This window comes from Citrobacter sp. Cpo089, from assembly GCF_030332695.1.
Classification (GTDB): Bacteria; Pseudomonadota; Gammaproteobacteria; order Enterobacterales; family Enterobacteriaceae; genus Citrobacter; species Citrobacter portucalensis.
On record NZ_JAOWHJ010000062.1, the window covers coordinates 105581 to 130117 of the forward strand.

The 24537-nt window shown below is 54.0% G+C and carries 24 protein-coding genes and 1 pseudogene; 10 read left to right on the forward strand and 15 right to left on the reverse strand.

Going from position 1 to position 24537, the window contains the following annotated elements:
- Window positions 1–32 precede the first annotated feature (32 nt).
- The 8 genes from tcuB to ybfF all read right to left on the reverse strand — a co-directional run bounded on the left by tcuB (window position 33) and on the right by ybfF (window position 6326).
- Window positions 33–1172 carry a tricarballylate utilization 4Fe-4S protein TcuB gene (tcuB, locus tag OGX92_RS13925; RefSeq protein ID WP_193135159.1) on the reverse strand — a complete coding sequence of 380 codons (1140 nt, stop codon included), beginning with the start codon at window positions 1170–1172 and terminating at the stop codon, window positions 33–35.
- Window positions 1159–2562, reverse strand: a complete 1404-nt coding sequence (gene tcuA, locus OGX92_RS13930) for an FAD-dependent tricarballylate dehydrogenase TcuA (RefSeq protein WP_284969378.1) — start codon at window positions 2560–2562, stop codon at window positions 1159–1161. Before tcuA ends, tcuB begins: the two co-directional genes overlap by 14 nt.
- A 97-nt stretch (window positions 2563–2659) precedes the next feature.
- Window positions 2660–3586 (reverse strand): tricarballylate utilization LysR family transcriptional regulator TcuR, encoded by a 927-nt coding sequence (tcuR, locus tag OGX92_RS13935; RefSeq protein ID WP_003831357.1) that lies wholly within the window; start codon window positions 3584–3586, stop codon window positions 2660–2662.
- A gap of 128 nt (window positions 3587–3714) precedes the next feature.
- A complete protein-coding gene (fur, locus tag OGX92_RS13940) occupies window positions 3715–4161 on the reverse strand; it encodes a ferric iron uptake transcriptional regulator (protein ID WP_003022836.1) in 447 nt (148 codons plus the stop codon).
- A complete protein-coding gene (locus tag OGX92_RS13945; RefSeq protein ID WP_100247215.1) occupies window positions 4154–4240 on the reverse strand; it encodes a ryhB-regulated fur leader peptide in 87 nt (28 codons plus the stop codon). The genes fur and OGX92_RS13945 overlap by 8 nt, the downstream gene beginning before the upstream one ends.
- A 210-nt stretch (window positions 4241–4450) precedes the next feature.
- Window positions 4451–4981 (reverse strand): flavodoxin FldA, encoded by a 531-nt coding sequence (gene fldA / locus OGX92_RS13950; RefSeq protein WP_003022839.1) that lies wholly within the window; start codon window positions 4979–4981, stop codon window positions 4451–4453.
- A gap of 155 nt (window positions 4982–5136) precedes the next feature.
- The gene (ybfE, locus tag OGX92_RS13955; protein WP_003831362.1) at window positions 5137–5424 is read right to left on the reverse strand and encodes a LexA regulated protein; all 288 of its coding nucleotides are present in this window, start codon (window positions 5422–5424) and stop codon (window positions 5137–5139) included.
- Window positions 5425–5552: 128 nt separating this feature from the next.
- A complete protein-coding gene (gene ybfF / locus OGX92_RS13960; RefSeq protein WP_284969376.1) occupies window positions 5553–6326 on the reverse strand; it encodes an esterase in 774 nt (257 codons plus the stop codon).
- 193 nt (window positions 6327–6519) lie between these two features.
- Between ybfF and seqA the strand changes: the two genes are divergently transcribed.
- Entirely contained in the window at window positions 6520–7062 is a 543-nt protein-coding gene (gene seqA / locus OGX92_RS13965) for a replication initiation negative regulator SeqA (protein WP_003022848.1), read from the forward strand.
- Between the two features lie 24 nt (window positions 7063–7086).
- Window positions 7087–8727 (forward strand): phosphoglucomutase (alpha-D-glucose-1,6-bisphosphate-dependent), encoded by a 1641-nt coding sequence (gene pgm / locus OGX92_RS13970; RefSeq protein WP_016152262.1) that lies wholly within the window; start codon window positions 7087–7089, stop codon window positions 8725–8727.
- A gap of 100 nt (window positions 8728–8827) precedes the next feature.
- On the opposite strand, the gene kdpE is transcribed toward pgm, so the two are convergent.
- The 6 genes from kdpE to kdpF are packed head-to-tail and all read right to left on the reverse strand — an operon-like array spanning window position 8828 to window position 16609.
- The gene (kdpE, locus tag OGX92_RS13975; RefSeq protein ID WP_286586674.1) at window positions 8828–9505 is read right to left on the reverse strand and encodes a two-component system response regulator KdpE; all 678 of its coding nucleotides are present in this window, start codon (window positions 9503–9505) and stop codon (window positions 8828–8830) included.
- Complete coding sequence (gene kdpD / locus OGX92_RS13980; RefSeq protein WP_240389148.1) at window positions 9502–12186, reverse strand: two-component system sensor histidine kinase KdpD; 2685 nt, start codon at window positions 12184–12186, stop codon at window positions 9502–9504. The genes kdpE and kdpD overlap by 4 nt, the downstream gene beginning before the upstream one ends.
- Window positions 12187–12196: 10 nt before the next feature.
- The gene (gene kdpC / locus OGX92_RS13985; protein WP_286586675.1) at window positions 12197–12763 is read right to left on the reverse strand and encodes a potassium-transporting ATPase subunit KdpC; all 567 of its coding nucleotides are present in this window, start codon (window positions 12761–12763) and stop codon (window positions 12197–12199) included.
- Between the two features lie 8 nt (window positions 12764–12771).
- Window positions 12772–14820: a potassium-transporting ATPase subunit KdpB gene (gene kdpB / locus OGX92_RS13990; RefSeq protein WP_003831372.1), complete on the reverse strand. Its 2049-nt coding sequence runs from the start codon at window positions 14818–14820 to the stop codon at window positions 12772–12774.
- A 20-nt stretch (window positions 14821–14840) separates the two neighbouring features.
- Window positions 14841–16520 carry a potassium-transporting ATPase subunit KdpA gene (gene kdpA / locus OGX92_RS13995; RefSeq protein WP_240389147.1) on the reverse strand — a complete coding sequence of 560 codons (1680 nt, stop codon included), beginning with the start codon at window positions 16518–16520 and terminating at the stop codon, window positions 14841–14843.
- The gene (kdpF, locus tag OGX92_RS14000) at window positions 16520–16609 is read right to left on the reverse strand and encodes a K(+)-transporting ATPase subunit F (protein ID WP_001670793.1); all 90 of its coding nucleotides are present in this window, start codon (window positions 16607–16609) and stop codon (window positions 16520–16522) included. Before kdpF ends, kdpA begins: the two co-directional genes overlap by 1 nt.
- A gap of 308 nt (window positions 16610–16917) precedes the next feature.
- Between kdpF and OGX92_RS14005 the strand changes: the two genes are divergently transcribed.
- The 4 genes and pseudogenes from OGX92_RS14005 to OGX92_RS14020 form a co-directional block, all read left to right on the forward strand.
- Complete coding sequence (locus tag OGX92_RS14005; protein ID WP_003022870.1) at window positions 16918–17124, forward strand: YbfA family protein; 207 nt, start codon at window positions 16918–16920, stop codon at window positions 17122–17124.
- 97 nt (window positions 17125–17221) lie between these two features.
- Window positions 17222–17776 carry a DUF1722 domain-containing protein gene (locus OGX92_RS14010; protein ID WP_003831377.1) on the forward strand — a complete coding sequence of 185 codons (555 nt, stop codon included), beginning with the start codon at window positions 17222–17224 and terminating at the stop codon, window positions 17774–17776.
- Between the two features lie 18 nt (window positions 17777–17794).
- A complete protein-coding gene (gene phrB / locus OGX92_RS14015) occupies window positions 17795–19213 on the forward strand; it encodes a deoxyribodipyrimidine photo-lyase (protein WP_003831379.1) in 1419 nt (472 codons plus the stop codon).
- Window positions 19214–19251: 38 nt separating this feature from the next.
- A pseudogene (locus OGX92_RS14020) lies at window positions 19252–19620 on the forward strand (Rpn family recombination-promoting nuclease/putative transposase); the annotation flags it as partial.
- A gap of 47 nt (window positions 19621–19667) precedes the next feature.
- Here OGX92_RS14020 and dtpD read toward each other — a convergent pair.
- Window positions 19668–21149 carry a dipeptide permease DtpD gene (dtpD, locus tag OGX92_RS14025; RefSeq protein ID WP_003831389.1) on the reverse strand — a complete coding sequence of 494 codons (1482 nt, stop codon included), beginning with the start codon at window positions 21147–21149 and terminating at the stop codon, window positions 19668–19670.
- Window positions 21150–21438: 289 nt separating this feature from the next.
- Between dtpD and ybgI the strand changes: the two genes are divergently transcribed.
- The 4 genes from ybgI to pxpA are packed head-to-tail and all read left to right on the forward strand — an operon-like array spanning window position 21439 to window position 24505.
- Complete coding sequence (gene ybgI / locus OGX92_RS14030) at window positions 21439–22182, forward strand: radiation resistance protein YbgI (RefSeq protein WP_003831390.1); 744 nt, start codon at window positions 21439–21441, stop codon at window positions 22180–22182.
- 16 nt (window positions 22183–22198) lie between these two features.
- Window positions 22199–22855 carry a 5-oxoprolinase subunit PxpB gene (pxpB, locus tag OGX92_RS14035; RefSeq protein ID WP_003831391.1) on the forward strand — a complete coding sequence of 219 codons (657 nt, stop codon included), beginning with the start codon at window positions 22199–22201 and terminating at the stop codon, window positions 22853–22855.
- Window positions 22849–23781 carry a 5-oxoprolinase subunit PxpC gene (gene pxpC / locus OGX92_RS14040; RefSeq protein WP_194211053.1) on the forward strand — a complete coding sequence of 311 codons (933 nt, stop codon included), beginning with the start codon at window positions 22849–22851 and terminating at the stop codon, window positions 23779–23781. Before pxpB ends, pxpC begins: the two co-directional genes overlap by 7 nt.
- Window positions 23771–24505 carry a 5-oxoprolinase subunit PxpA gene (gene pxpA / locus OGX92_RS14045; RefSeq protein ID WP_063940694.1) on the forward strand — a complete coding sequence of 245 codons (735 nt, stop codon included), beginning with the start codon at window positions 23771–23773 and terminating at the stop codon, window positions 24503–24505. The genes pxpC and pxpA overlap by 11 nt, the downstream gene beginning before the upstream one ends.
- Window positions 24506–24537: the final 32 nt, after the last annotated feature.

Below are 24537 nucleotides of genomic sequence, written 5' to 3' on the forward strand. Positions count from 1 at the left end.
TCATAATATTTATAGAGGTAAGAGTTTGCGGGTTAGTCGCCTGAGACTCCCGCCTGTTTGCCGCGCCGTTTCTCAATCGCCCATTTGAGTAAGGCTGCGCAGCGGTAAAATCCGTGGGCAAATTTTCCGTAAGGAATGGTCAGAAAAAGCGCCATGACCACGCCGAGATGAATGGCCAGTAAAATAGCCATCCATGAGGTATCTCTTCCTGCCAGCAGCGCCAGACCGGTCAGACTGGTCAGCAGCAGCAGCAAAATAAAACCGCGATCCATCGGTTTTTGCCGGGCGTCGCCGTGTAGCGGTGAGCGCCTGAGATTAAGCCATAGCAAGCCAGCCGGGCCGACAACCAGGCCAATGCCACCCAACGTGCCCAGCATGACCGGAACGCTGAAGAACGGGTAGGGTGCTTCTATGCCGGCAAAGTAGTGATAGCCTGTTGCCACCACGGTGGCGGCAAAGCAGAGCAGAAAACCGTAGAAGGTGAAGTGGTGGAAACGGCGACGCATCAGGGTGAAAGCATCATCCGCTTCGTTACAACCTTTGCCATGGCCTCCATCGAGATACTTCAGCGTCAGCGCATTGTGTGAGGCTTCAGCAATCTCGGCGGAACGCGGCATGCCCGGAGAAATCTCGCGCCAGAAGCGGATCACGCCTGCCATCAGCAAACCGATCGCCAGAACAAAGACCGAACCAAACATCCAGGCCAGCAGGTTATGCGGGAAAATTTGATAGAAATCCCCGGCCAGCGGTGGATGTAATAGTGAACCTTTCAAACCTATAGCGAGGAGTAAAAACAGGATCAGACCGAATACCAGCGCCAGCGTCACGGTTACGCCTGCGCGACGATATAGCGCTCCAAAAGCGGCGGGCTGCGCGTAATGCTGATAGGTTTCGAGCCGGACTTCCGCCATCGCCTTCGGCACGTTGATGGCAAATTCATGAGGCGGGGCATACTGACACGCGTGCAGGCAAGCGCCGCAGTTATGGCACAAGTTTGCCAGATAATTGATATCCGCTTTACCGAATTCCAGACGCTGAGTCATGGCCGGGAACACGGCGCAAAAGCCTTCGCAATAGCGGCAGGCGTTACACACCTGCATCACGCGTTCAACTTCCGCTTCCGGTTCGGTGATAATTTGCGCTTCGATGATCAGTTTCTCAAGCTGCTTCATGACGTGTCTCCTTACGTGCGGCCAGCGCGGCTTCTTTTCCGGCAATGCGGCCAAAGGTCGTGCCGATCGACATCCCCACGCCTGCGGTGTAACCCTTGCCCAGCACGTTGCCCGCCATCATCTCTCCGGCGACGAACAGGTTACGGCTTGGAAGCCCTGCAAAATGTACAGCGGCGCGTTCGTTCACTTTTAACCCAAGATAAGTGAAGGTGATTCCTGGCCGCAGGGCGTAGCCGTAGTAAGGCGGTTGATCCAGCGGTCGCGCCCAATGCGTTTTCGCGGGTAGCAAATCTTTAGTGGCGCAGTTATCCAGAACGGTATGGTCGAACTGACCTGGCTGGCAGGCGTTGTTGTACTCTGTCACGGTGTGGGTAAAGCGTTCGGCATCCAGTCCTAACTGAAAGGCCAGTTCAGCCAGCGTATTGGCCTGCGTGCCAGGAAAGACCGGAGGCATGAAGTGTCCGATAGCTTTACTGTCGATGATGGAGTAGCCAATCTGTCCTGGCTGTTGAGCGACCAGACGTCCCCAGATGGCGTAGCGTTTGGGCCAGAAATCTTCACCTTCATCATAAAAACGCTCAGCGTCCCGGTTCACCACAATACCGAGCGAAACGCAGTCCACGCGGGTGCAAATCCCGCCGTCATATAATGGCGCTCTGGCATCAATTGCCACACAGTGTGACTGGGAGGGATCGCCGATAATGTCTGCGCCAGCATCCATCATAAATTTGAGCAGTACGCCCTGATTAAAACGCGTGCCGCGAATTAGAAAGTTATCCGCAGGCCACTCGCCGCGGGCATTTTCCCCCCAGGCTTCGCGCAACCACTCCCGGTTAGATTCGAATCCGCCAGCTGCAAGCACGCAGGATTTCGCTGTGATACGCTCTTTGCCTGCCAGCGCCGCCACGAACTCGCCGTTGTGCAGTTCAAGCGCCTGCACCGGTGTGTTATAGCGGATTTGCACGCCCAGCTTTTCTGCGCTGCGATAATAGGCATTCACGAGAGCTTTACCGCCCCCCATAAAAAAAGCGTTGGTTCGCGCCACGTGTAGAGCGCCAGATAGTGGGGGCTGAAAATTGACGCCGTGCTGGCGCATCCAGTCGCGACACTGTGATGAGGTACGGATCACCAGACGCGCCAGGGCTTCGTTGGTATTTCCTTCAGTTACGCGCTGTAGGTCTTGCCAGAACTCCTCTTCCGGATAGCTTTCCACCAGCACATCCTGCGGCGCATTATGCATACAGCGCAGATTACGCGTGTGTTGGGAATTTCCCCCACGCCATTCCCGGGGAGCCGCTTCGAGTAGTAAAACGGAAGCGCCTTGCTCCCGGGCGGTAAGGGCAGCGCATAAGGCAGCATTGCCACCGCCAATCACCAGAACATCAACCATCGTATACTCCATTACCATTTAACTAATTGTTAAATTTGTAATTGAAATGTATACGCGCAGCTTGTGCGGGCGCTATGACGTAGTGCTAAACGGTACTTTAGTTATTGTAAAGGATGGCGCCAGGCCAGCTTCCTGCTTCCACCAGTTGATGCATCACTTTCGTCAGCACCACACGGGCCGCGAGGCCTGCCGGGGTGAGTTCATCGTCTGAGAGACTCACCAGAAAGTTGGGGCGGCTAAGTATTGGATTGTGGACGCCGATCACTCTTAGCGTCTCTTTATCGAGATGGGAAATTGCCGCGCCGGGCTGGAGAGTGGCACCAATGCCACTGCGCACGGCACGCATGAGTAGCGCCAGACCATCAATTTCCGTGGCGATCTCAATGTTCAGCGCGTGTTCCTGACAAATCGCTTCCAGCCTGCCGCGCAGACCGTGGCCCGGGCTTGGCATTATCAATGGGATACTTGCCAGCTGGGCTGGAGCAATATTGTCATCGGCAATATCAGCCAGTAAGGCATGAGTCCCAATCAAAAACAGCCGCTCTTCGAGAATCGGTATGGCGCTCCAGCGCAGGATCTTTTCTTTCTGAAACACGACAGCCAGATCAATCTGGCGGGTATTAATCATCCGCTCCAGATTGCCAGAGAGGCTTTCCACCACATGCAGACGGACATCACTGTAGCTTTCCTGCATGGCGTTGATAAACGGCATTCCGAGAACGGAAGCGGTACTGGGAGCCATGCCGACGCTGACGTGCCCGGAAAGTCGGGACTCGCGTGCGGCGAGGATCGCGTCGTCTGCGTGACGAAGCGCCAGCTGCGCCTGGGAGTAAAAAGCCAGCCCGGCGCTGGTGGGTGTCACGCCTCGTGAGGTGCGTTGCAGCAGGCGAATAGCGAGTTCGTTTTCCAGACGCGACATTTGCTGGCTGAGTGCCGAAACCCCGATATTGAGATCGAGCGCCGCGCTACCCATGCTGCCGGTTTCTACAATGCGCACAAAATAGCGTAGCTGGCGAAGTTCCATTTCGACTCTCCGGAAGGGGCAATTGATTTTTACATTAAAGCAACACAGGAGCGGAGGGAAGGGGAAAAGGGCAGGTAACGCCCATAAAAAAAGCCAACCGGAGGGTTGGCTTTTCAGAAAGCATTACATTATTTGCCGTCGTGGGCGTGCTCATCTTCGCGGCAATCGCCTTCGGCGCAGTGACCGTAAAGATAGAGGCTATGGTTAGTTAAGCGAATGCCATGTTTAGCCGCAATCTCACGCTGGCGCGCTTCGATGGAATCATCGCTGAACTCGACCACTTTGCCGCAGTCAAGGCAGATGAGGTGATCGTGATGATGCTGTTGAGTCAGTTCGAAGACGGATTTACCACCTTCAAAATTATGGCGGGTCACGATACCGGCATCATCAAACTGGTTCAGCACGCGATACACGGTCGCCAGACCAATTTCTTCACCCATATCGATCAGGCGTTTGTATAAGTCTTCCGCACTGACGTGATGGTTATCCGGTTCCTGAAGAACTTCCAGAATTTTTAAACGAGGAAGCGTTACTTTCAGGCCAGCCTTCTTTAATGCGGTATTGTTGTCAGTCATGCGGAATCTGTCCTGTAGCTAAACGATTCACTTCATTAACAGAAGTGACAGAAATTGCACTTGAGATAATGCGTATCATTATAGAACTGCCATGGCTAAATGAAAACTGCAAGTCTCTGGCATATATTGTTAATCAAAACGTGGTATCGCCGACAAACACACTGTGCAACACCCGATTGGCATCCAGCCATTGTACAGGGTCAGACGAAAAAGTTACAAATTTGTAGCAATTATTTTGATTGGTTTTATCTATTGATGCGGCGCAGATGGAAATCTACGCCGCACGAAATCAGGCATTAATGATTTCGTCGAGGTGCAGCTCTTCAGAGATCTGCTTAACCCATTTTTCTACGCGTTCTGCTGTCAGTTCTGGCTGGCGATCTTCATCGATAGCCAGACCGACAAAGTGGTCGTCGTCAGCCAGGCCTTTAGACGCTTCAAAGTGATAACCCGCAGTCGGCCAGTGACCAACGATGGTTGCACCGCGCGGTTCGATGATGTCGCGAATTGTGCCTAACGCATCGCAGAAATACTCTGCGTAATCTTCCTGGTCGCCACAGCCGAACAATGCAACCAGTTTGCCGTTAAAATCAATGTCTTCGAGGGTAGGGAAGAAGTCATCCCAGTCACACTGCGCTTCACCGTAGTACCAGGTTGGGATGCCGAGCAGCAGAATGTCATAACCTTCGAGGTCTTCTTTGCTACTTTTTGCAATGTCATGAACATCGGCAACGTCTTTACCAAGCTGTTTTTGAATCATTTTTGCGATGTTTTCGGTATTACCGGTGTCGCTGCCGAAAAAGATGCCAGTGATTGCCATGAGTTAAATAACCTCTTGAAACTTATTGAAATGGTGGTGGCGCATTGCCCACGGATAAGGGCAATCATAGCAGAACAGTCAGGCATGCGGAAACAGCAAACACGCAGGACTGCACTCTGTGCTACACGATTTATGATTTAGAGCAGAAATTCAGACTATGCCTGACCGCGCAATGTGCTGAGTTGGGTCATCAGCATCTCTTCGATGAGTTCACTGCGACTCATGTTGCGCGCCTCAGCCAGCTCGTTCAGAGCGTCAACGGCATCAGCGTTCAGTTTCAGTTCGACACGCTTAAGCCCGCGAACTTTATCGCGTTTAAGCTGATTACGTTTATTAATACGTAACTGTTCATCACGCGAGAGCGGATTAGTTTTGGGTCGTCCCGGGCGACGCTCCTGCGCGAACAGATCTAATGTCGTACGGTCCGTTTGTTCTTTGGCCATGATCTTGGTGACTTCGGGGAAACAATCAGCCAGGCGTCTGCCCGGATGGATAGCGCGCCATAATACATCAGCAGGGGTGACACGCCAACGCCCACGCGCGTAATCGCGCGCAGACGCTGAGTTTTTAATCAGTTAGCCTGTTCGTTCAGATAACGACGGATGGCGCGCAGCACCGCCTCCGGTTTTTCCGCATGCACCCAATGACCGGCTCCAGCAATAACATGCGCCCGAGCCTGCGGAAATTGCGCCAGCAGCTGTTCGCGATACGCTTCGGTAACATACGGTGAGTTGCCGCCAGGGATAAACAGCGCCGGGTGCTCCCACGCAGGAATGGTTTCCCAACCGACGATATGAGGATACTGATCCCACAGCACGGGAACGTTAAAACGCCATTCGCCGTCGACGAAAGATTTCAGCAGAAACTGGATTACGCCTTCCTCATGCAGATGCTGACGCATGACGCTGGCCGCCTGCTGACGCGAAGTGACCTGGGCATCGGTTACGGCATTAATAGCGGTAAAGATCGCATCGTGACGGCGAACTTGATAGTCGACCGGTGCAATATCAATGGCCACCAGTCGATCGATACGATCAGGAGCCAGCGCGGTTAATGCCATGACGGCTTTTCCCCCCATCGAGTGACCAATAAAGGTCGCCTTTTCTATTTGCTGAGCGTCCAGCGTATCCAGCAAATCTTGCGCCATGGCCGGATAATTCATCTCAGGGGAACGAGGGGAGAGGCCATGATTTCGCATATCGACCTGGATGATATCGTGATCGACCACCAGATCGCGCGCCAGGATCCCCAGGTTATCCAGACTGCCAAACAGGCCGTGAACCAGGACGATGGGAGAATTATTGTGCAGGTTTTGCGCAGATTGCGCTCGGATATTCAATTTCATGGCAAAGTTCTTTTTTTCACACTCACGGGTTAGGGTATCATGTTGACCATTCTGCCACATGGCTGCAACAACTACGGTTACTCTGAGTTTTGCTGGCCACCAGGCTTGACGCTATCCGCTGTTGGGATTTGCCTTTACACTACGTGTGTTGACCCGACAACTTGTATTCAGCTAAACACTGCACTGGATTAAGATGAAAACGATTGAAGTTGATGATGAACTCTATAGCTATATTGCCAGCCACACCAAGCATATTGGCGAGAGCGCATCCGACATTTTACGGCGTATGTTGAAATTTTCCGCCGCATCACAGCCTGTCACTCCGATAGTCAAAGAAGTCCGCGCTGTGCAACCTGTCGTGGAAGCTAAGCCGGTTAACCCCGTAAAAGATAAAGTGCGCGCGATGCGTGAACTGCTGCTGTCCGACGAATACGCGGAACAGAAGAAAGCAGTAAATCGCTTTATGCTGGTGCTGTCTACACTCTATTCACTGGATCAAAACGCGTTTGCCGAAGCAACGGAATCGTTGCATGGCCGTACGCGCGTTTATTTTGCAGCAGATGAACAGACGCTGCTGAAAAATGGTAATCAAACCAAACCGAAACACGTGCCAGGCACGCCGTACTGGGTGATCACCAACACCAATACCGGCCGTAAATGCAGCATGGTTGAACACATCATGCAGTCAATGCAATTCCCCGCGGAATTGATTGAAAAGGTTTGCGGAACAATTTAATCCTTGCATTAGAAGGACCAGGCAATGGCAATCCACAACCGCGCAGGTCAACCTGCGCAACAGAGTGATTTGATTAACGTCGCCCAACTGACGGCACAGTACTATGTACTGAAACCAACGGCAGGGAACGCTGAGCACGCCGTTAAGTTCGGTACGTCCGGACATCGCGGCAGTGCAGGTCGTCATAGTTTTAACGAGCCGCATATTCTGGCTATCGCTCAGGCGATTGCTGAAGAACGTGCGAAAAACGGGATTACTGGCCCGTGCTATGTGGGCAAGGATACCCACGCGCTGTCTGAACCGGCTTTCATCTCTGTACTGGAAGTGCTGGCGGCGAACGGCGTTGACGTCATCGTGCAGGAAAATAACGGCTTTACGCCAACCCCTGCTGTGTCGAATGCTATCCTGGTCCACAACAAAAAAGGCGGCCCGCTGGCTGACGGCATTGTGATCACGCCGTCCCACAACCCGCCGGAAGATGGCGGCATTAAATACAACCCGCCAAACGGTGGTCCGGCCGATACCAACGTCACCAAAGTGGTGGAAGACAGAGCCAACGCGCTACTGGCTGATGGTCTGCAAGGCGTGAAGCGCATGTCGCTGGACGCGGCGCTGGCATCTGGTCATGTAAAAGAGCAGGATCTGGTTCAGCCGTTTGTTGAAGGACTGGCTGACATCGTCGACATGGCGGCGATCCAGAAAGCGGGTCTGACGCTGGGTGTCGATCCGCTGGGCGGTTCCGGTATCGAATACTGGAAGCGTATTGCTAAGCACTACAACCTGAACCTGACTATCGTTAACGATCACGTTGATCAGACTTTCCGTTTCATGCATCTCGACAAAGATGGCGCAATCCGCATGGACTGCTCCTCCGAGTGCGCGATGGCGGGCCTGCTGGCGCTGCGCGACAAGTTCGATCTGGCCTTTGCCAATGACCCAGACTACGACCGTCACGGTATCGTCACCCCGGCGGGGCTGATGAATCCGAACCACTATCTGGCGGTGGCGATCAACTACCTGTTCCAGCATCGTCCGCAGTGGGGCAAAGACGTTGCCGTTGGTAAGACGCTGGTGTCCTCGGCGATGATTGACCGTGTGGTGAATGATTTAGGGCGTAAACTGGTCGAAGTGCCGGTTGGCTTTAAATGGTTTGTTGACGGTCTGTTCGACGGCAGCTTTGGCTTTGGTGGTGAAGAGAGCGCGGGGGCATCTTTCCTGCGTTTCGACGGTACACCGTGGTCAACCGACAAAGACGGCATCATCATGTGCCTGCTGGCGGCAGAAATTACCGCAGTGACCGGTAAGAATCCGCAGGAGCACTACAACGAACTGGCTGCCCGCTTTGGTGCGCCGAGCTACAACCGCCTGCAAGCAAGCGCGACCTCCGCACAGAAAGCGGCGCTGTCTAAGTTGTCTCCGGAAATGGTGAGCGCCAGCACGCTGGCGGGCGATCCGATCACCGCACGTCTGACGGCGGCACCGGGTAACGGTGCTTCTATCGGCGGTCTGAAAGTGATGACTGACAACGGCTGGTTTGCCGCACGTCCGTCAGGTACGGAAGACGCTTACAAAATCTACTGCGAGAGCTTCCTCGGTGAAGAACATCGCAAGCAGATCGAAAAAGAAGCGGTTGAGATCGTCAGCGAAGTGCTGAAGAACGCGTAAACCGTAGGCCGGATAAGACGCTAGCGTCGCTATCCGGCATGAATAATGAAAAAGCCGGACAGCTAATATGCTGATCCGGCTTTTTTAATTCGGCTTAGATTCACGGCATAAACCGATAACCAATCCCGGTTTCGGTCAGAAAATGACGCGGACGTGCCGGATCCAGTTCCAGCTTCTGGCGCAAATGTCCCATGTAAATTCGCAGATAGTGGCTGTGTTCGACGGCGTTCGGTCCCCAAACCTGATTTAACAACTGGCGTTGCGTTAGTACCTTTCCGGCATTATTTAGCAGTACTGCTAACAGGCGAAACTCAATCGGCGTCAGATGAATCTCTTCATCACCGCGATGTACGAGCCGGGCGGCGATATCTACTTTTACGTTGGAAAAATGCACCACCGGCTCGGGAGACGTGCCGCTGGCGTGGCGACGCAATGCCACACGCAATCGCGTCTGTAGTTCGCCAATACCAAAGGGTTTACTGAGATAGTCATCGGCGCCGGCATCCAGGGCAGCGATTTTATCGCTTTCTTCGCTGCGGGCTGAGAGCACAATTACCGGTATCGCGCTCCATTGTCGCAGGTCACGAATAAAATCAATGCCGTCACCGTCCGGCAGACCGAGATCGAGAATGATGAGATCGGGTTTTCGCGTGGCGGCTTCCAGCAGACCACGTTGCAGCGTTTCCGCTTCATATACTCGCAGACCATCGGCTTCCAGCGCGGTGCGCAGAAAGCGACGGATAGCCTGTTCATCTTCAACAATCAGTACGTTCGTCACATATCCTCATGAAAATCTTCAAGTTCAGGGGGGATTTCCTGGGGCAGTGTAACACGGAAACATGCTCCTCCCTGTGCGCGATTGTGGACGGAAATCGTACCGCCGTGCACGTCCACAATGGCCTGACAGATTGCCAGCCCCAGCCCAACGCCCGGTACCGATGACTCTTTGTTTCCCCGGGAAAACTTGTCAAAAACTCGCTGCTCCATACCCGATGGAATGCCGGGGCCATTATCCCAGACGTCCAGTTGCAGGTGCTCGCCATTGACGCTGGCATCAATACCGATTTGCGCCGCTGGACCTGCGTATTTAACGGCATTTTCCAGCAGATTAATCAGCACCCGTTCAAAGAGTGGGCCATCGACGTGGATCAGCGTCAACGGTGCTGGTAGCGACAAATTAATAGGATCAGAGAGTCCTGGCTCCAGCATCTGCAGGGCGCTGCCGACCACCTCTTCCAGTGTTAACCACTCCTTCTTAAGATTAAAGCCGCCGGACTGAATTCGCGCCATATCCAGCAGGTTATTAACCAGTCGGGTCGTATTAAGGACGTGCTGGCGAATCTCACTGGCCTGGCGCGCGTGCGGCGATCCTTCGCTTGCCAGATCCAACGTTAAGATCTCTGCCTGACCAAACAGCACCGTTAGCGGCGTACGTAAATCGTGGGAAAGGGCGGCGAGCAGCGCGTTGCGAATGCTTTCGCGCTCGCTGGCAAACCGGGCCTGCTCTTCGCTGGCGGTTAGCGTCAGACGCTCCAGCGCACTGGCGACCAGTAAAGTGAAAGTTTCCAGCAGGCGTTGCTGTTCGGGGATCATCAGCTGGCGTAAATTTCCCGGTTCAACAACCAGCAGCCCATGCGTTTTGTCGGCACTTTTTAACGGTAAAATTTGATACGGCACTCCTGGCAACGTGTCAGTACCTGCGCCAGCCGGTTGCCCTTTATCAAAGCTCCATTGGGCAATGGCATCATCCCACGGTGTCATGCCTTGTTGATGGGTGAGAGGGGCCAGCTTACCGTTCTCACCGGGCAGTAAAACCTGGCTGCGGGCCTGGAACGTTGAGGCAATAAACTGTTCGCTGGTGGCGGCGATATCTTGCTGACTCCGTCCGACGGCCAGCGCTTTCGACATCTCATACAAATGGCGCGTACGTTGTTCGCGATAACGGGCTACCCGCGCCTGATAACGCACTCCGGCGGTAAGATTACCGATTACCAGCCCTACCGTTAGCATCACGGCGAAGGTGAGCAGGTACTGGACGTCGGAAACGGCCAGCGTGCCGCGTGGAGCAATAAAGAAGAGATCGAAGCTGGCGACGTTAATAAAAGTTGCTAGCACCGACGGCCAGCGTCCGTAAAAGAGGGCGATAACCACCACGCCTAATAAATAGATCATCACCAGGTTGGCGGCGTCAAAGGCCATCAACCACTGCATGGCAATCAACGTAATGATGGCGCACAGCGCGACGGCAACCACACAACCCTGAATTTGTACCCGCCATTTATCCTTAAAGGTGCGGTTATCTGCAGTTTGTAGCACAGGGCGCGAAGGTGGCTCATCGAGCGCAACAATCATCAGGTCGAGATCTGGTGCGCGATGGGCCAGTTTGTCAGCAAAAGAATCACTGCGCCACCAGCGTCGTGTAGTCGGACGTCCGAGGACAATTTTTCCCAGATTATGCTCACGGGCGTAGCGGATTACAGCCTTGTCTTCAGCGGGATCGGAAAGGGTGGCGGTTTCTGCACCCAGCTCCTGGGCTAACCGCAGAGCGCTTAAAATTGCGCGGCGCTGTTTTTCGGGCAGTCGGTGCAGCGCTGGCGTTTCGACATATACTGCATGCCAGACGCTGCCGAGGCGCGCTGCCAGACGCGCGGCAGCACGAACCAGCTTTTCGCTGCCGGTATTGTGTCCAATGCACAGTAAAATGGCGTCACGGGTATGCCAGACTTTTTCTTCCCCCGGACGCCCTCGCCAGGCACGCATCTGATCGTCAACCCGATCGGCCGTGCGGCGCAGGGCCAGCTCACGTAGCGCGATCAAGTTCCCTTTGCGAAAGAAATGCTCGATGGCTCTTTCCGCCTGACCGGCGATATAGACCTTGCCTTCGTTCAGGCGTTGGCGCAAATCGTCGGGGGGAAGATCGACCAGAACCACATCGTCGGCGGCATCGAAAAAAGGATCGGGGACGGTTTCGCGAACCTGAATGCCGGTGACGCCGCTGACCACATCATTGAGGCTTTCCAGATGCTGCACGTTGACGGTAGTAAAAACGTCAATACCGGCTTCGAGCAGCTCTTCAATGTCTTGCCAACGCTTAGGGTGGCGTGAGCCAGGCGCATTACTGTGCGCCAGTTCATCCATCAAAATGAGCGCCGGACGGCGGGCCAGCGCCGCGTCGAGATCGAACTCGCTAATATGACGACCATGGCGCGCCTGTCTCTTTAGCGGCAGGATGCTGAGACCGTCCAGCAACGCGGCGGTCTCTTTGCGTCCGTGGGTTTCCACCACCCCAATCAGCACATCTAACCCCTGCGCCCGCAACCGTTGGGCCTCTGCCAGCATGGCCCAGGTTTTACCGACGCCTGCACACGCGCCGAAGAAAATTTTCAGTTTTCCGCGGTGCGGGGCAGCGGTCTGCTCCAGCAGGCGATCGGGGTCGGGGCGTAAGGGTTCGTTATGCATGTCCTTTTTCTCAGTGCTTATCCAGCGCTAAATTAAGTTCTACCAGGTTTACCACCGGCTGGCCGATAAAACTGACCAACGGCTTTTGCGTGTATTGTGCAACCAGGCGCGTGACCTCTTTAACGCTGAGGTTGCGAGCCTGCGCCACGCGGGGGATTTGCCAGGCCACCGCGGCTGGCGTCAGATTGTTATCCAACCCGCTGGCAGAAGCCGTTACCAGCTCTACCGGAACGACAGGATTTGCCTGCGGGTTAGCAGCACGCAGTGCGGCTATCCGGCTTTGCAGCTGTTTATCCAGTTCCGGATTGCTGGCTGCCAGGTTACTGCCGCCTGAAGCCATTGGATTATAGGGCATTTCTGCTGTAGCTGACGGACGTCCCTGAAAATAACCGGCCGCGGTAAAATGTTGCCCAATGAGCGCAGAGCCGCGAACGACTTGATCTTCGCGTAGAAGCGAGCCGTTAGCCTGGTGGGGAAACCACCACTGCCCCAACGCGGTGGTCAACAACGGGTAAGCTCCGCCGGTGATAAGCATCAGGAAAATCAATGTTGATAATGCAGGACGTAATCCACTCATCTGAAACCTCACACCAGACCCAGTAGGGTCAGCAGTAAATCAATTGCTTTGATACCGATAAACGGCACAACCAGACCACCCAGACCATAGATCCACAAATTACGGCGCAGCATTGCGGATGCGGATAACGGTTTGTAGCCCACGCCTTTAAGCGCCAGCGGGATCAGTAAGACGATAACCAGCGCATTAAAGATAACCGCGCTGAGGATCGCCGAGTCCGGCGAATGCAAGCCCATCACGTTAAGCGCATTGAGCTGCGGGTAGGTGGCGGCGAACGCGGCCGGGATAATGGCGAAATACTTCGCCACGTCGTTGGCGATACTGAAGGTGGTCAGCGAACCACGCGTCATCAGCATCTGTTTACCAATGTGCACCACTTCAATCAGCTTGGTGGGGTTAGAGTCGAGATCCACCATGTTGCCTGCTTCTTTCGCCGCTTGGGTCCCGGAGTTCATGGCGACCGCCACGTCGGCTTGCGCCAGCGCCGGGGCGTCATTGGTTCCGTCGCCGGTCATCGCCACCAGGCGACCTTCCGCCTGATACTGACGAATCAGCGCCAGCTTGGCTTCCGGCGTGGCTTCAGCTAAGAAGTCATCTACCCCGGCTTCTGCCGCAATCGCGGCGGCGGTCAGGCGGTTATCGCCGGTGATCATCACCGTTTTGATGCCCATTTTGCGTAGTTGGGCAAAACGTTCTTTGATTCCGCCTTTTACGATATCTTTCAGGGCAATCACGCCCAGCACGTGGGAGCCTTCGGCAACCACCAGCGGCGTAGCGCCAAGGCGTGCGACGTTTTCGACCTTCTGCTCCACGTCGGCAGGGAAGTGGCCGCCGTTGGCTTCGACGTGACGACGAATAGCATCGACCGACCCTTTGCGGATCATGCGGTTGTCGATGTTGATCCCGCTCATTCGGCTTTGGGCGGTAAACGGTACAAAGGTGGCGTGCAGCGATTGCACGTCGCGAATACGCAGATTAAAGCGCTGTTTTGCCAGAATCACGATACTGCGGCCTTCAGGGGTTTCATCGGCCAGTGATGAAAGCTGCGCGGCGTCGGCCAGCGTCTTTTCATCCACCCCCTGGGCGGGCAGAAAATCTGAAGCCTGGCGGTTGCCCAGCGTAATGGTGCCGGTTTTGTCCAGCAGCAGTACGTCCACGTCACCCGCCGCTTCCACTGCACGTCCGCTGGTGGCGATGACGTTCGCGCCCAACATGCGGCTCATCCCGGCGACGCCAATAGCAGAGAGCAACCCACCGATGGTGGTGGGGATCAGACACACCAGCAGGGCAACCAGTACCGTGACGCTAACCGCGCTACCACCCCAGGCGGAAAACGGCCACAGCGTGGCGGTCGCCAGCAGAAAAACGATGGTCAGGGCTATCAACAGGATCGTCAGGGCGATTTCATTCGGCGTTTTACGCCGCTGCGCGCCTTCAACCATGGCGATCATCCGGTCGAGGAACGTTTCACCAGGGTTTACGCTACATTCGATCACCAGCCAGTCGGAGAGGATGCGGGTCCCGCCGGTGACGGAGGCGAAATCACCACCGGATTCACGAATGACCGGCGCGGATTCACCGGTAATGGCGCTTTCATCCACCGATGCGCCACCTTCGATGACCTCGCCGTCACACGGGATAATATCGCCCGCTTCTACTAACACGATATCTCCTTTGCGCAAATCCTCCGCCGGAACGTGATCCATGGCGGCACCGTATTTCGGTTCGCGGAGTTTGCGAGCAAAAGCGGTTTTTTTAACTCCTTTCAGACTGTTAGCCTGAGCCTTACTGCGTCCTTCCGCCAGCGCTTCGGCAAAGTTGGCGAACAGAACGGTAATCCACAGCCACAGACTTATCGCGCCGGTAAACCACGGATTGCCTTGCATATGGCCTGTGGCCATTGCCAGCGTTAACAGGGTTGTCAGCAGACTGCCCAGCCAGACGATAAACATCACCGGATTGCGCCACTGGGTATGTGGGCTTAATTTTTTCACGGCGTCCATCAGCGCCTGTGCGACCAGAGAGGGTTCGAACAGCGCCAGTTGCTTGCGACTCATAGTCATGTGCTCCGCATCACTCAGTGTAATGACAGGTATTCTGCGACCGGGCCAAGTGCCAGGGCAGGAACAAAGGTGAGGGCGCCAACCAGTAACACCGTACCGATTAACAACCCGACAAACAGTGCACCGTGAGTAGGCAGCGTGCCAGGGCTTGCTGGCTGGATCTTTTTACTGACCAGCGATCCGGCAATTGCCATCACGGGAATGATCACGCCGAAACGGCCGAAGAACATGCACAGGGCCAACAGACAGTTCCAGAACGGGCTGTTGGCGCTTAATCCGGCGAAGGCGCTACCGTTGTTGTTCGCGGCAGACGATACGGCGTACAACACTTCACTAAAGCCATGTGGACCAGGGTTGAGCATGGCGCTGCGTCCGGCATCGCTCATCATCGCTATCGCCGTACCGAGCAGCACCAGCGCAGGGGTGACCAGAATCGCCAGTGCGGTCATTTTCATTTCACGCACGTCTATTTTCTTACCCAGATATTCCGGCGTGCGACCAATCATCAGGCCCGCGATAAACACCGCCAACAACACGAACAGCAGCATGCCGTACAGGCCCGAACCGACACCACCGAAGACCACTTCGCCAATCTGCATTAGCCACATCGGCACCATCCCACCCAGCGCGGTGAAGGAGTCATGCATCGCATCGACAGCGCCGCAAGATGCCGCTGTCGTCACGACGGAAAAAAGACTCGTAGCCAGCACGCCAAAGCGGCTTTCTTTGCCTTCCATGTTGATATTACTGTCTGCACCGAATGCCATCAGGTGCGGGTTACCTTGAACTTCGGCCCACATCACCACGGCTACGCAGACCACAAATATCAGCGACATGGCCCACAGCAGGGTCCGCCCCTGGCGACGATCGCCAACCACATCACCAAAGGCAAAACACAGCGCGGTAGGAATTAAGAAAATGGCCAACATCTGTACCAGATTGGTCAACGCGGTAGGGTTTTCAAACGGATGTGATGAGTTAGCGTTAAAGAACCCGCCCCCGTTAGTGCCAAGCATCTTAATCGCTTCCTGTGAGGCGACGGGCCCCATCGGCAGCACCTGTTTCACCCCTTCAAGGGTAGTAATGGGCTGATAGGGCAACACGTTTTGCAGCACACCTTGCTGAATGAAGAACAACGCAATGAGCAATGCAATGGGGAGCAGGATCCACAGCGTAATGCGAACCAGATCGACCCAGGCGTTGCCCAGCGTGTTCATACTCTGGCGAGTAAAGGCACGGGCCAGGGCAAAAATCACCGCAATCCCGGTTGCCGCTGACAGGAAGTTCTGCACGGTCAGCCCGACCATCTGGCTGAAGTAGCTTAAGGTGGTTTCGCCAGCATAGGATTGCCAGTTGGTGTTGGTGACAAAACTTACCGCCGTGTTGAGCGCCAAATCCCACGAAAGCCCAGGTAGCTGTTGCGGATTTAGCGGCAGCAGGTTTTGCGCCATCAGCATTGAAAACAGGACCAGCAACCCCAGCACATTGAGCGCGAGGATCGCCAACAGATACTGCCGCCAGTTCATCTCCTGCTGCGAGATGCCCAGACCGCGCCAGAGCAGATGTTCCACGCCAGACAGGCCCGGCAGGGACGTATTATTGATCAGCCGAGCCAAGCCAAAACCCAGCGGTCTGGCGATGATAAACAGTACCAGCAAGAAACTGGCAATGAGTAAAAATCCTTGGGCCGCCATCAGAACGCCTCCGCATTAATCAGGGCATACACCAGATAACCTAATAATAAAAAGACCAGCACAATGCCGGTTATCACGCCTGCACTCACGGTGCACCTCCAGTGGCATAAATGTGATAACCAGAGCGTAGATTTTTGCTTGCAAAGATTTCGCAAAAATCAGTGGGAGGGGTGTAAAAAAAGTATAAAAATGGCAAAGACCATTATTTAACTAATGATTAGTATTAATTTAACTTTTATGTAACTTAATTACGGTTTTTAGCTAAACGGAGCATCAATAGATAAAAATAAGTGGTCGGATGAGTAGCAAAATTACACACAAGGCGGTATTATTTTCATCAGTTAACCAAGTTTATTTTTCCGGTGCGATTCACCGAACAGATATATGGGAGAGGATTATGGACTTTTATAAAGAATATCCAGCACACATTGTTTTCTTGCGCCGTACCTTTGCCGTTGTGGCGGGCGTGCTGGCGCTGCCGGTCATGTTGTTCTGGAAAGACCGCGCCCGTTTTTACAGCTATCTGCACCGCGTCTGGTCCAAAACCAGTGATAAACCGGTGTGGATGGAGCAGGCTGAAAAAGCCACCTGCGACTTCTATTAAGTTGTCGTTATTGTTCAAGAAAACCGCTAACAGCAATGTGGCGGTTTTTTTATACGCCGACGTCTACACTTATCTGAGTAACGGATAAGGAGTGGCGATGAGCACGAGAATTCCTGTTGGTATCCGCACCTGTCTGACCACAGAAGCGAGTGAGGCACCTCAGTTCGACGAAAATACATTAATACGTGTTTACGCTTTGCATGAATTGCACCGCCTGCGTCAGCGAAAATTAACGCGGGGCGCATTAATTGACTATCATACTCGCTACAAACTGGTACTACTGGCGCATTCCCAGCCAGAGTATCGGGAGCTTGGCCCCTTCGTTGCCGCAATCCATGAATGGCAAGATCTCGATGCTTTTTTTACCGAGTATCGCCTACGATTGACCCATCTGTTATTAAATCCTGCTACCCGGCGTAACCATACCAATGTATTGATGCACGTACAGGGCTATTTCCGTAATCAGCTCGATCTGCGTCAACGTCAGGAATTGACCTCGATAATCGATAACTATCGACGCGAGGCGCAGCCGCTACTTGCACCCTTAATGCTCCTCAAACACTATATGGCTGAGCACCCGAACACCTGGTTGTCCGGGCAACGTTATTTTGAACTCTGGCCTGCGATTTGGCGTTTACAGGGCAATGATTAATTTTTATCAGGGAGTGTTATGACCACGCATCTGGTCTGGTTTCGGCGTGATTTGCGTCTGCACGACAATCTCGCGCTGGCGGCGGCTTGTCGGGATCGTTCTGCACATGTACTCGCGCTCTATATTTCCACGCCTGAACAGTGGAAGGCGCATGATATGGCCCCACGTCAGGCGGCATTGGTTAACGCGCAGCTGAATGCGTTGCAAACGGCGCTGGCAGAAAAGGGCATCCCGCTTCTGTTTCATGAAGTTGCTGATTTTGCGACCAGTGTGGAAACCGTCAAAAACGTCTGCGTACAGCATGGCGTCAGTCGAATATTTTATAACTATCAATATGAAATAAACGAACGCCAGCGTGATGTTGCCGTCGAAAAGTTATTACCTCAGGTGGTGTGCGAAGGGTTTGACGATAGCGTGATTCTGCCTCCGGGGGCGGTCATGACCGGTAATCACGAGATGTATAAAGTCTTTACGCCGTTTAAAAATGCCTGGCTGAAGCGGATAAAAGACGGGATCCCAGAATGTGTCAGTGCGCCGAAGGTGAGAGAAAGCGGTGCTCTTGACTCTCCATTAACATCCATCTCGCTGAGCTACCCGCAGCAGGATTTTGATACGCAGCAATTTCCGGCAGAAGAAAAATTGGCCATCGTGCAGTTACGCCATTTTTGCCAGCAGGCTGCCGGAGAATATGAACAACTGCGTGACTTTCCGGCGATTGACGGAACCAGTCGATTATCCGCAAGCCTGGCGACAGGAGGACTATCACCGCGCCAGTGCCTGAATCGACTGCTCGTGGAGCAGCCGCAGGCGCTTGAGGATGGGGCAGGTAGCGTTTGGTTGAATGAGCTTATCTGGCGTGAATTTTATCGTCATCTAATGACTTACCATCCGTCGCTGTGTCGGTATCAACCTTTTATTCGCTGGACCGATCGCGTGCAATGGCAGAATAATCCGACGCATTTGCAGGCCTGGAAAACAGGGAATACGGGCTACCCCATTGTGGATGCGGCCATGCGTCAGCTTAACGCAACGGGCTGGATGCATAATCGTTTACGCATGATTACCGCCAGTTTTTTAGTGAAAGACCTGCTGATCGACTGGCGTAAAGGCGAACAGTATTTTATGTCGCAACTGATCGATGGCGACCTGGCGGCCAATAACGGCGGCTGGCAATGGGCAGCCTCAACCGGAACCGACGCCGCACCGTATTTCCGTATCTTTAACCCCACGACGCAGGGCGAAAAATTCGACCGTGACGGTGAGTTTATCCGCCAGTGGGTGCCGGAACTGCGCGACGTGCCGGGTAAAGCCATTCATGAACCGTGGTCGTGGGCTGAAAAAGCGCAGGTGACACTAAGTTATCCTCGCCCGATTGTGGATCATAAACAGGCGAGGCTGGCGACGCTGGCGGCATATGAGGCGGCGCGTAAGGGATAAGCGCGCAGCGGATTTCTGCGTAATACCTTCCAGCAGATCTGCAAAAACATATCCGTCAGCGGGATTTGCTGGGGCTGGTAGATCAACTGGCCACGCTGTTACTTACAGGGTGCGCTAATGACACGCAACTACAGGCGATGTTTAATTACATCCTGCAATCCGGCGATGAATCTCGCTTTAATGAATTTATACAAGAGATGGCGCAACGGATCCCCCAACATAAGGAGAAGCTGATGACGATTGCCGAGCGGTTACGCTTAGATGGATTACAGGAAGGGTTGCAGCGAGGCAAACGAGAAGCCGCATTACGTATAGCGCAAACTATGTTGGAGCAGGGAATAGATCGCAACATGGTGCTTCTGGTTACAGGTCTTTCTGAAGAGGAGTTGACTGCCAGCCATGCGTAATTCCTGAAAAAAAGCCCGAATCAGATTACATCATCGGGCCCCTACACTCAGGATTCTACCGCCAGTGAACGGTTTCTGAACTTAAGCGACTGGTACAGCCAAATCATCAGCACCAGCACCACACAGGCCAGCGCGCCCCAGGTAATTTCACTAAAGACATCAATATAGGCATTGATGGAGTAGTTGATAGCGCCCGCAGCATCAAACGAGCCTTGTGAGGTCTGATCGGCGATAACGCCTGCCAGGTAGTTGGCGATGGCACCGGAAAGCAGCATATAAATGCCGGTTAATACGCCGGTAACACCAGGGATCTCAATACGCGTAATTTGTGACATTGCCACCGGATCGATAAACAGTTCGGCAAAGCCCATGACCGCCAACCCAAGTACCATCAGCGGCATCGAAGAGTGGCCGTAAGCAGCGGACCAGCGAGCGCTCAAGGTTAGAATACAGAACCCAGCGCTCATTAAGCCGAGGCCAAGGGCAAATTTACCCCAGATACGTACGGTACGATTGCCACTCACGCTTTCTTTGACTACCCACGCCAGTACGATACCGCACAGCATAACGGCAAAAGCGTTAACCGACTGGAACATCGCGGTAGGGACGGAATACCCCAGAATATCGCGGTTAACGAAGCGGTCGATATACAGGCTGATCGAGCTGCCGCCCTGTTGAGCAAAGGCCCAAAACAACAGGCTGAAGAAGGTCAGCGTGACGATAAGCCCCAGCTCTTTGCGTTGTTTCTGCGTCTGTGCCTGGCGATAAATCTTCGCCAGAACTGCCAGACCAATAATGGTGGCAACAATCAGTGCGTAAACGGACCACTCTTTCCAGAACAGCACGGTAATCAGCAGCGGTGCGGCAACCAACAAAACTAACAGCCAGGCCCAGTTTGGCAGAATAAAGGTTTTAGCACACAGAACGGCCTTGTTGACGCCGGTGGTGTGGGCGAAATGGCGATTACCACATAAGAATATCACCAGCCCTGCCAGCATGCCGATGGCAGCCAGCGCAAAGCCCATCGCCCAACTGTACTCTTCCTGCACGTATCCGCAGGCAATTGGTGCGATGATCGAACCGATGTTACCGGCGGCGTAGAGCAGAGAGAATCCACCATCGCGACGTGGGTCTTCAGGTTGATATAACTCGCCAAGCAGGCAACTGATATTTGATTTAAACAGACCGTAACCGCAGACAATTATCGCCAGCGACAAATAGAGGAACGCCGGGGCCATTTCACTGGCACCCAAAACCAGATGCCCCACCGCCATTAAAAATGCGCCGATCATCACCGCCATTCGATTGCCGAGCACTTTATCGGCCAGGTATCCCCCGAGAATAGGGGTGACATAGACCAGCGAGCAGTAGGCGCTGAACAGTTCATATGCGTGATTATCGTCGTACTTAAGCTGGTTAGTGAGATACAGGATCAGCAGCGCACGCATGCCGTAAAAACTGAAGTATTCCCAGATTTGTAGCGCGACAACGTAGTATATCGCCCGTGGTTGAGATGCTTGTTTATTCATTATTTTCTCGAAGTAAATGCCTCGCGACTGGCTGAACGTGCTGCGCGAGTGTGTTTCCTTAAAGTTGTAACTTTGATACAGATCTGATTATTTTTGCAATATGCTGTCTGATTGCATAAATATACATGAATTAGATCGCGTAGTGGTAAGCAAATCACGTTCAAAGCGGGTGTGATTGTTTCTTTATGTGTCAGTGAAATGGCTATCGACGAACGCAGGCGGGGACGCTATTTTAACCTAAGCTGTGTTGCTGATTGGGCAGGCAGAAATGATGACTACGAGGACGATGATGAAAAACACCGAACTGGAACAACTGATCAACGACAAACTAAACAGCGCCGCCATTAGCGATTATGCGCCGAATGGTTTGCAGGTTGAGGGCAAAGAGACGGTGCATAAAATCGTGACCGGTGTGACTGCAAGCCAGGCATTGCTGGACGAGGCGGTACGCCAGCAAGCGGATGCGGTTATCGTTCACCACGGTTATTTCTGGAAAGGCGAATCTCCGGTTATTCGCGGCATGAAGCGCAATCGTCTGAAAACGCTGTTAGAAAATGATATCAACCTGTATGGCTGGCACTTGCCGCTGGATGCACACCCGGAATTGGGGAATAACGCGCAGTTGGCCGCGCTGCTAGGAATCACCGTGATGGGTGAAATTGAACCGCTGGTGCCATGGGGCGAACTCTCCATGCCGGTTCCGGGGCTGGAGCTGGCATCGTGGATTGAAGCGCGTTTAGGTCGTAAACCGTTATGGTGCGGTGATACCGGGCCGGAGAAAGTTCAGCGCGTTGCCTGGTGTACCGGGGGGGGGCAAAGTTTTATTGATAGCGCAGCCCGATTTGGTGTCGACGCCTTTATTACCGGTGAAGTCTCTGAGCAAACCATTCACTCAGCCCGCGAGCAGGGGCTGCATTTTTATGCTGCCGGTCACCATGCGACCGAACGCGGCGGCATTCGCGCATTAAGCGAATGGCTGAATGAAAATACCGATCTGGACGTAACCTTTATCGATATTCCTAATCCAGCGTAATAAAAGAGGGATGAAAGTGCAGCGAGCGCGTTGTTATCTGTTAGGTGAAACGGCGGTGGTTCTTGAACTGGAGCCCCCCATCACGCTGGCGACTCAGAAACGCATCTGGCGTCTGGCTCAGCGTTTAGTTGACGCCCCGAATGTGCTTGAAGCTATTCCGGGAATGAACAATATCACGGTTACCCTGCGCGACCCGCAAACACTGGCGCTGGATGCGATTGAACGCCTGCAGCGCTGGTGGGAAGAGAGTGAAGCACTGGAGCCGGATTCACGCTTTATTGAAATACCTGTGACCTATGGTGGTGAGTTTGGCCCTGATCTGGCAGAGGTCGCCCGACACAGTGGATTAAGCGACAAGCAGGTCGTCGAACTTCATGCGTCAGTTGACTATGTGGTGTGGTTTATCGGTTTTCAGCCGGGATTTCCCTATCTCGGGAGCTTACCTGAACAGCTGCATACCCCCAGACGTGCGGAACCGCGTTTGCTTGTTCCGGCAGGTTCTGTCGGTATCGGTGGATCTCAAACGGGGATCTACCCGCTTGCAACACCCGGTGGGTGGCAATTGATTGGGCGTACCTCCGTTTCGTTATTTGATCCAAAACGGGAGGAGCCGATTCTGTTACGGGCTGGCGATACCGTGCGTTTTGTCCCGCAGAAGGAGGGGATATGTTAAACATCATCCGCGCTGGCATGTACACCTCAGTACAGGACGGGGGACGCCATAGTTTTCGTCAATCCGGAATTAGTCACTGCGGCGCGCTGGATAAACCGGCGCTGAACGTGGCTAACCTGCTGGTGGGTAATGATGCGAATGCCGCAGCGCTGGAAATCACGCTGGGGCAACTGGTGGTGGAGTTTGAAGCCGATGGCTGGTTTGCCCTGACCGGTGCCGGATGCGAAGCGCATCTGGATCGAACTCCCGTATGGAGCGGATGGCGGTTACCGGTAAAAGCCGGGCAGCGCCTGACGCTAAAACGTCCGCTTCATGGCATGCGCAGTTATCTGGCGGTAGCGGGCGGTATTGATGTTCCCGAAGTGATGGGCTCGCGCAGTACCGATCTGAAAGTGGGCATTGGTGGGTTTGAAGGGCGTCTGCTGCGTGATGGCGATCGACTGGAGATTGGCGTATCTACCCGGCAATTCAACGGGCCACAAGGTGTAAAACAACTGATGTGGGGTAATCTCATCCGCGCACTGCCCGGCCCTGAGTATCAGGAGTTTGATGAGGTATCGCAGGCCTCTTTCTGGCGCTCGCCGTGGCAGCTTAGCCCACAAAGTAACCGTATGGGGTATCGTCTTCAGGGGCAGCCGCTGACGCGCACGACCGATCGCGAGTTGCTGTCGCATGGTTTGCTCCCCGGCGTGGTGCAGGTTCCGCATAATGGCCAGCCAATCGTGCTGATGAACGATGCTCAGACGACGGGTGGCTATCCGCGCATCGCCTGTATCATCGAGGCAGATATGCATCATCTGGCGCAGATCCCGCTCGGTCAACCGATTCACTTTGTGCAGTGTTCGCTGGAGGAAGCGCTGAAGGCGCGGTACGACCAGCAGCGTTACCTGGAACAGTTAACATGGCGACTTAACAATGAAAATTGATCTCAACGCGGACCTCGGTGAGGGATGTGCGAACGATGCAGCGCTGCTGCAACTCGTGTCTTCAGCCAATATTGCCTGTGGGTTTCATGCCGGTGATGCGCAAACCATGCTCTCAAGCGTGCGCGAAGCGTTAAAAAATGGCGTGGCGATAGGCGCGCATCCGAGCTTTCCGGATCGGGAAAATTTTGGCCGTAGCGCCATGACACTGCCTGCACAAACGGTGTATGCACAGACGCTGTATCAAATTGGCGCGCTGGCTGCCATCACGCGGGCAGAAGGCGGCGTGATGCGTCATGTCAAACCGCATGGCATGCTCTATAACCAGGCGGCGAAAGATCCTCAATTGGCCGATGCGATTGCTAAAGCGGTTCATGCCTGCGATCCGTCGCTGGTTCTGGTCGGGCTGGCGGGAAGCGAACTGATTCGCGCCGGAGAACACTATGGCTTGATAACGCGTCAGGAGGTTTTTGCCGATCGCGGTTATCAGGCCGATGGCAGCCTGGTACCCCGCAGCCAGCCGGGCGCACTGATTGAGGATGAAGAGCAGGCGCTGGCGCAAACGTTAGAAATGGTGCAATCCGGCAGAGTAAAAAGCCAAAGTGGAACATGGGCAAGCGTGATCGCCCAGACGGTATGCATTCATGGGGATGGCGAGCACGCACTCGCTTTTGCCCGTCGCTTGCGTAGCGCCTTTAATGCATGCAATATTCAAATTAGCGCATAATTTTTTAATATAAAACAATAAGATATTACACA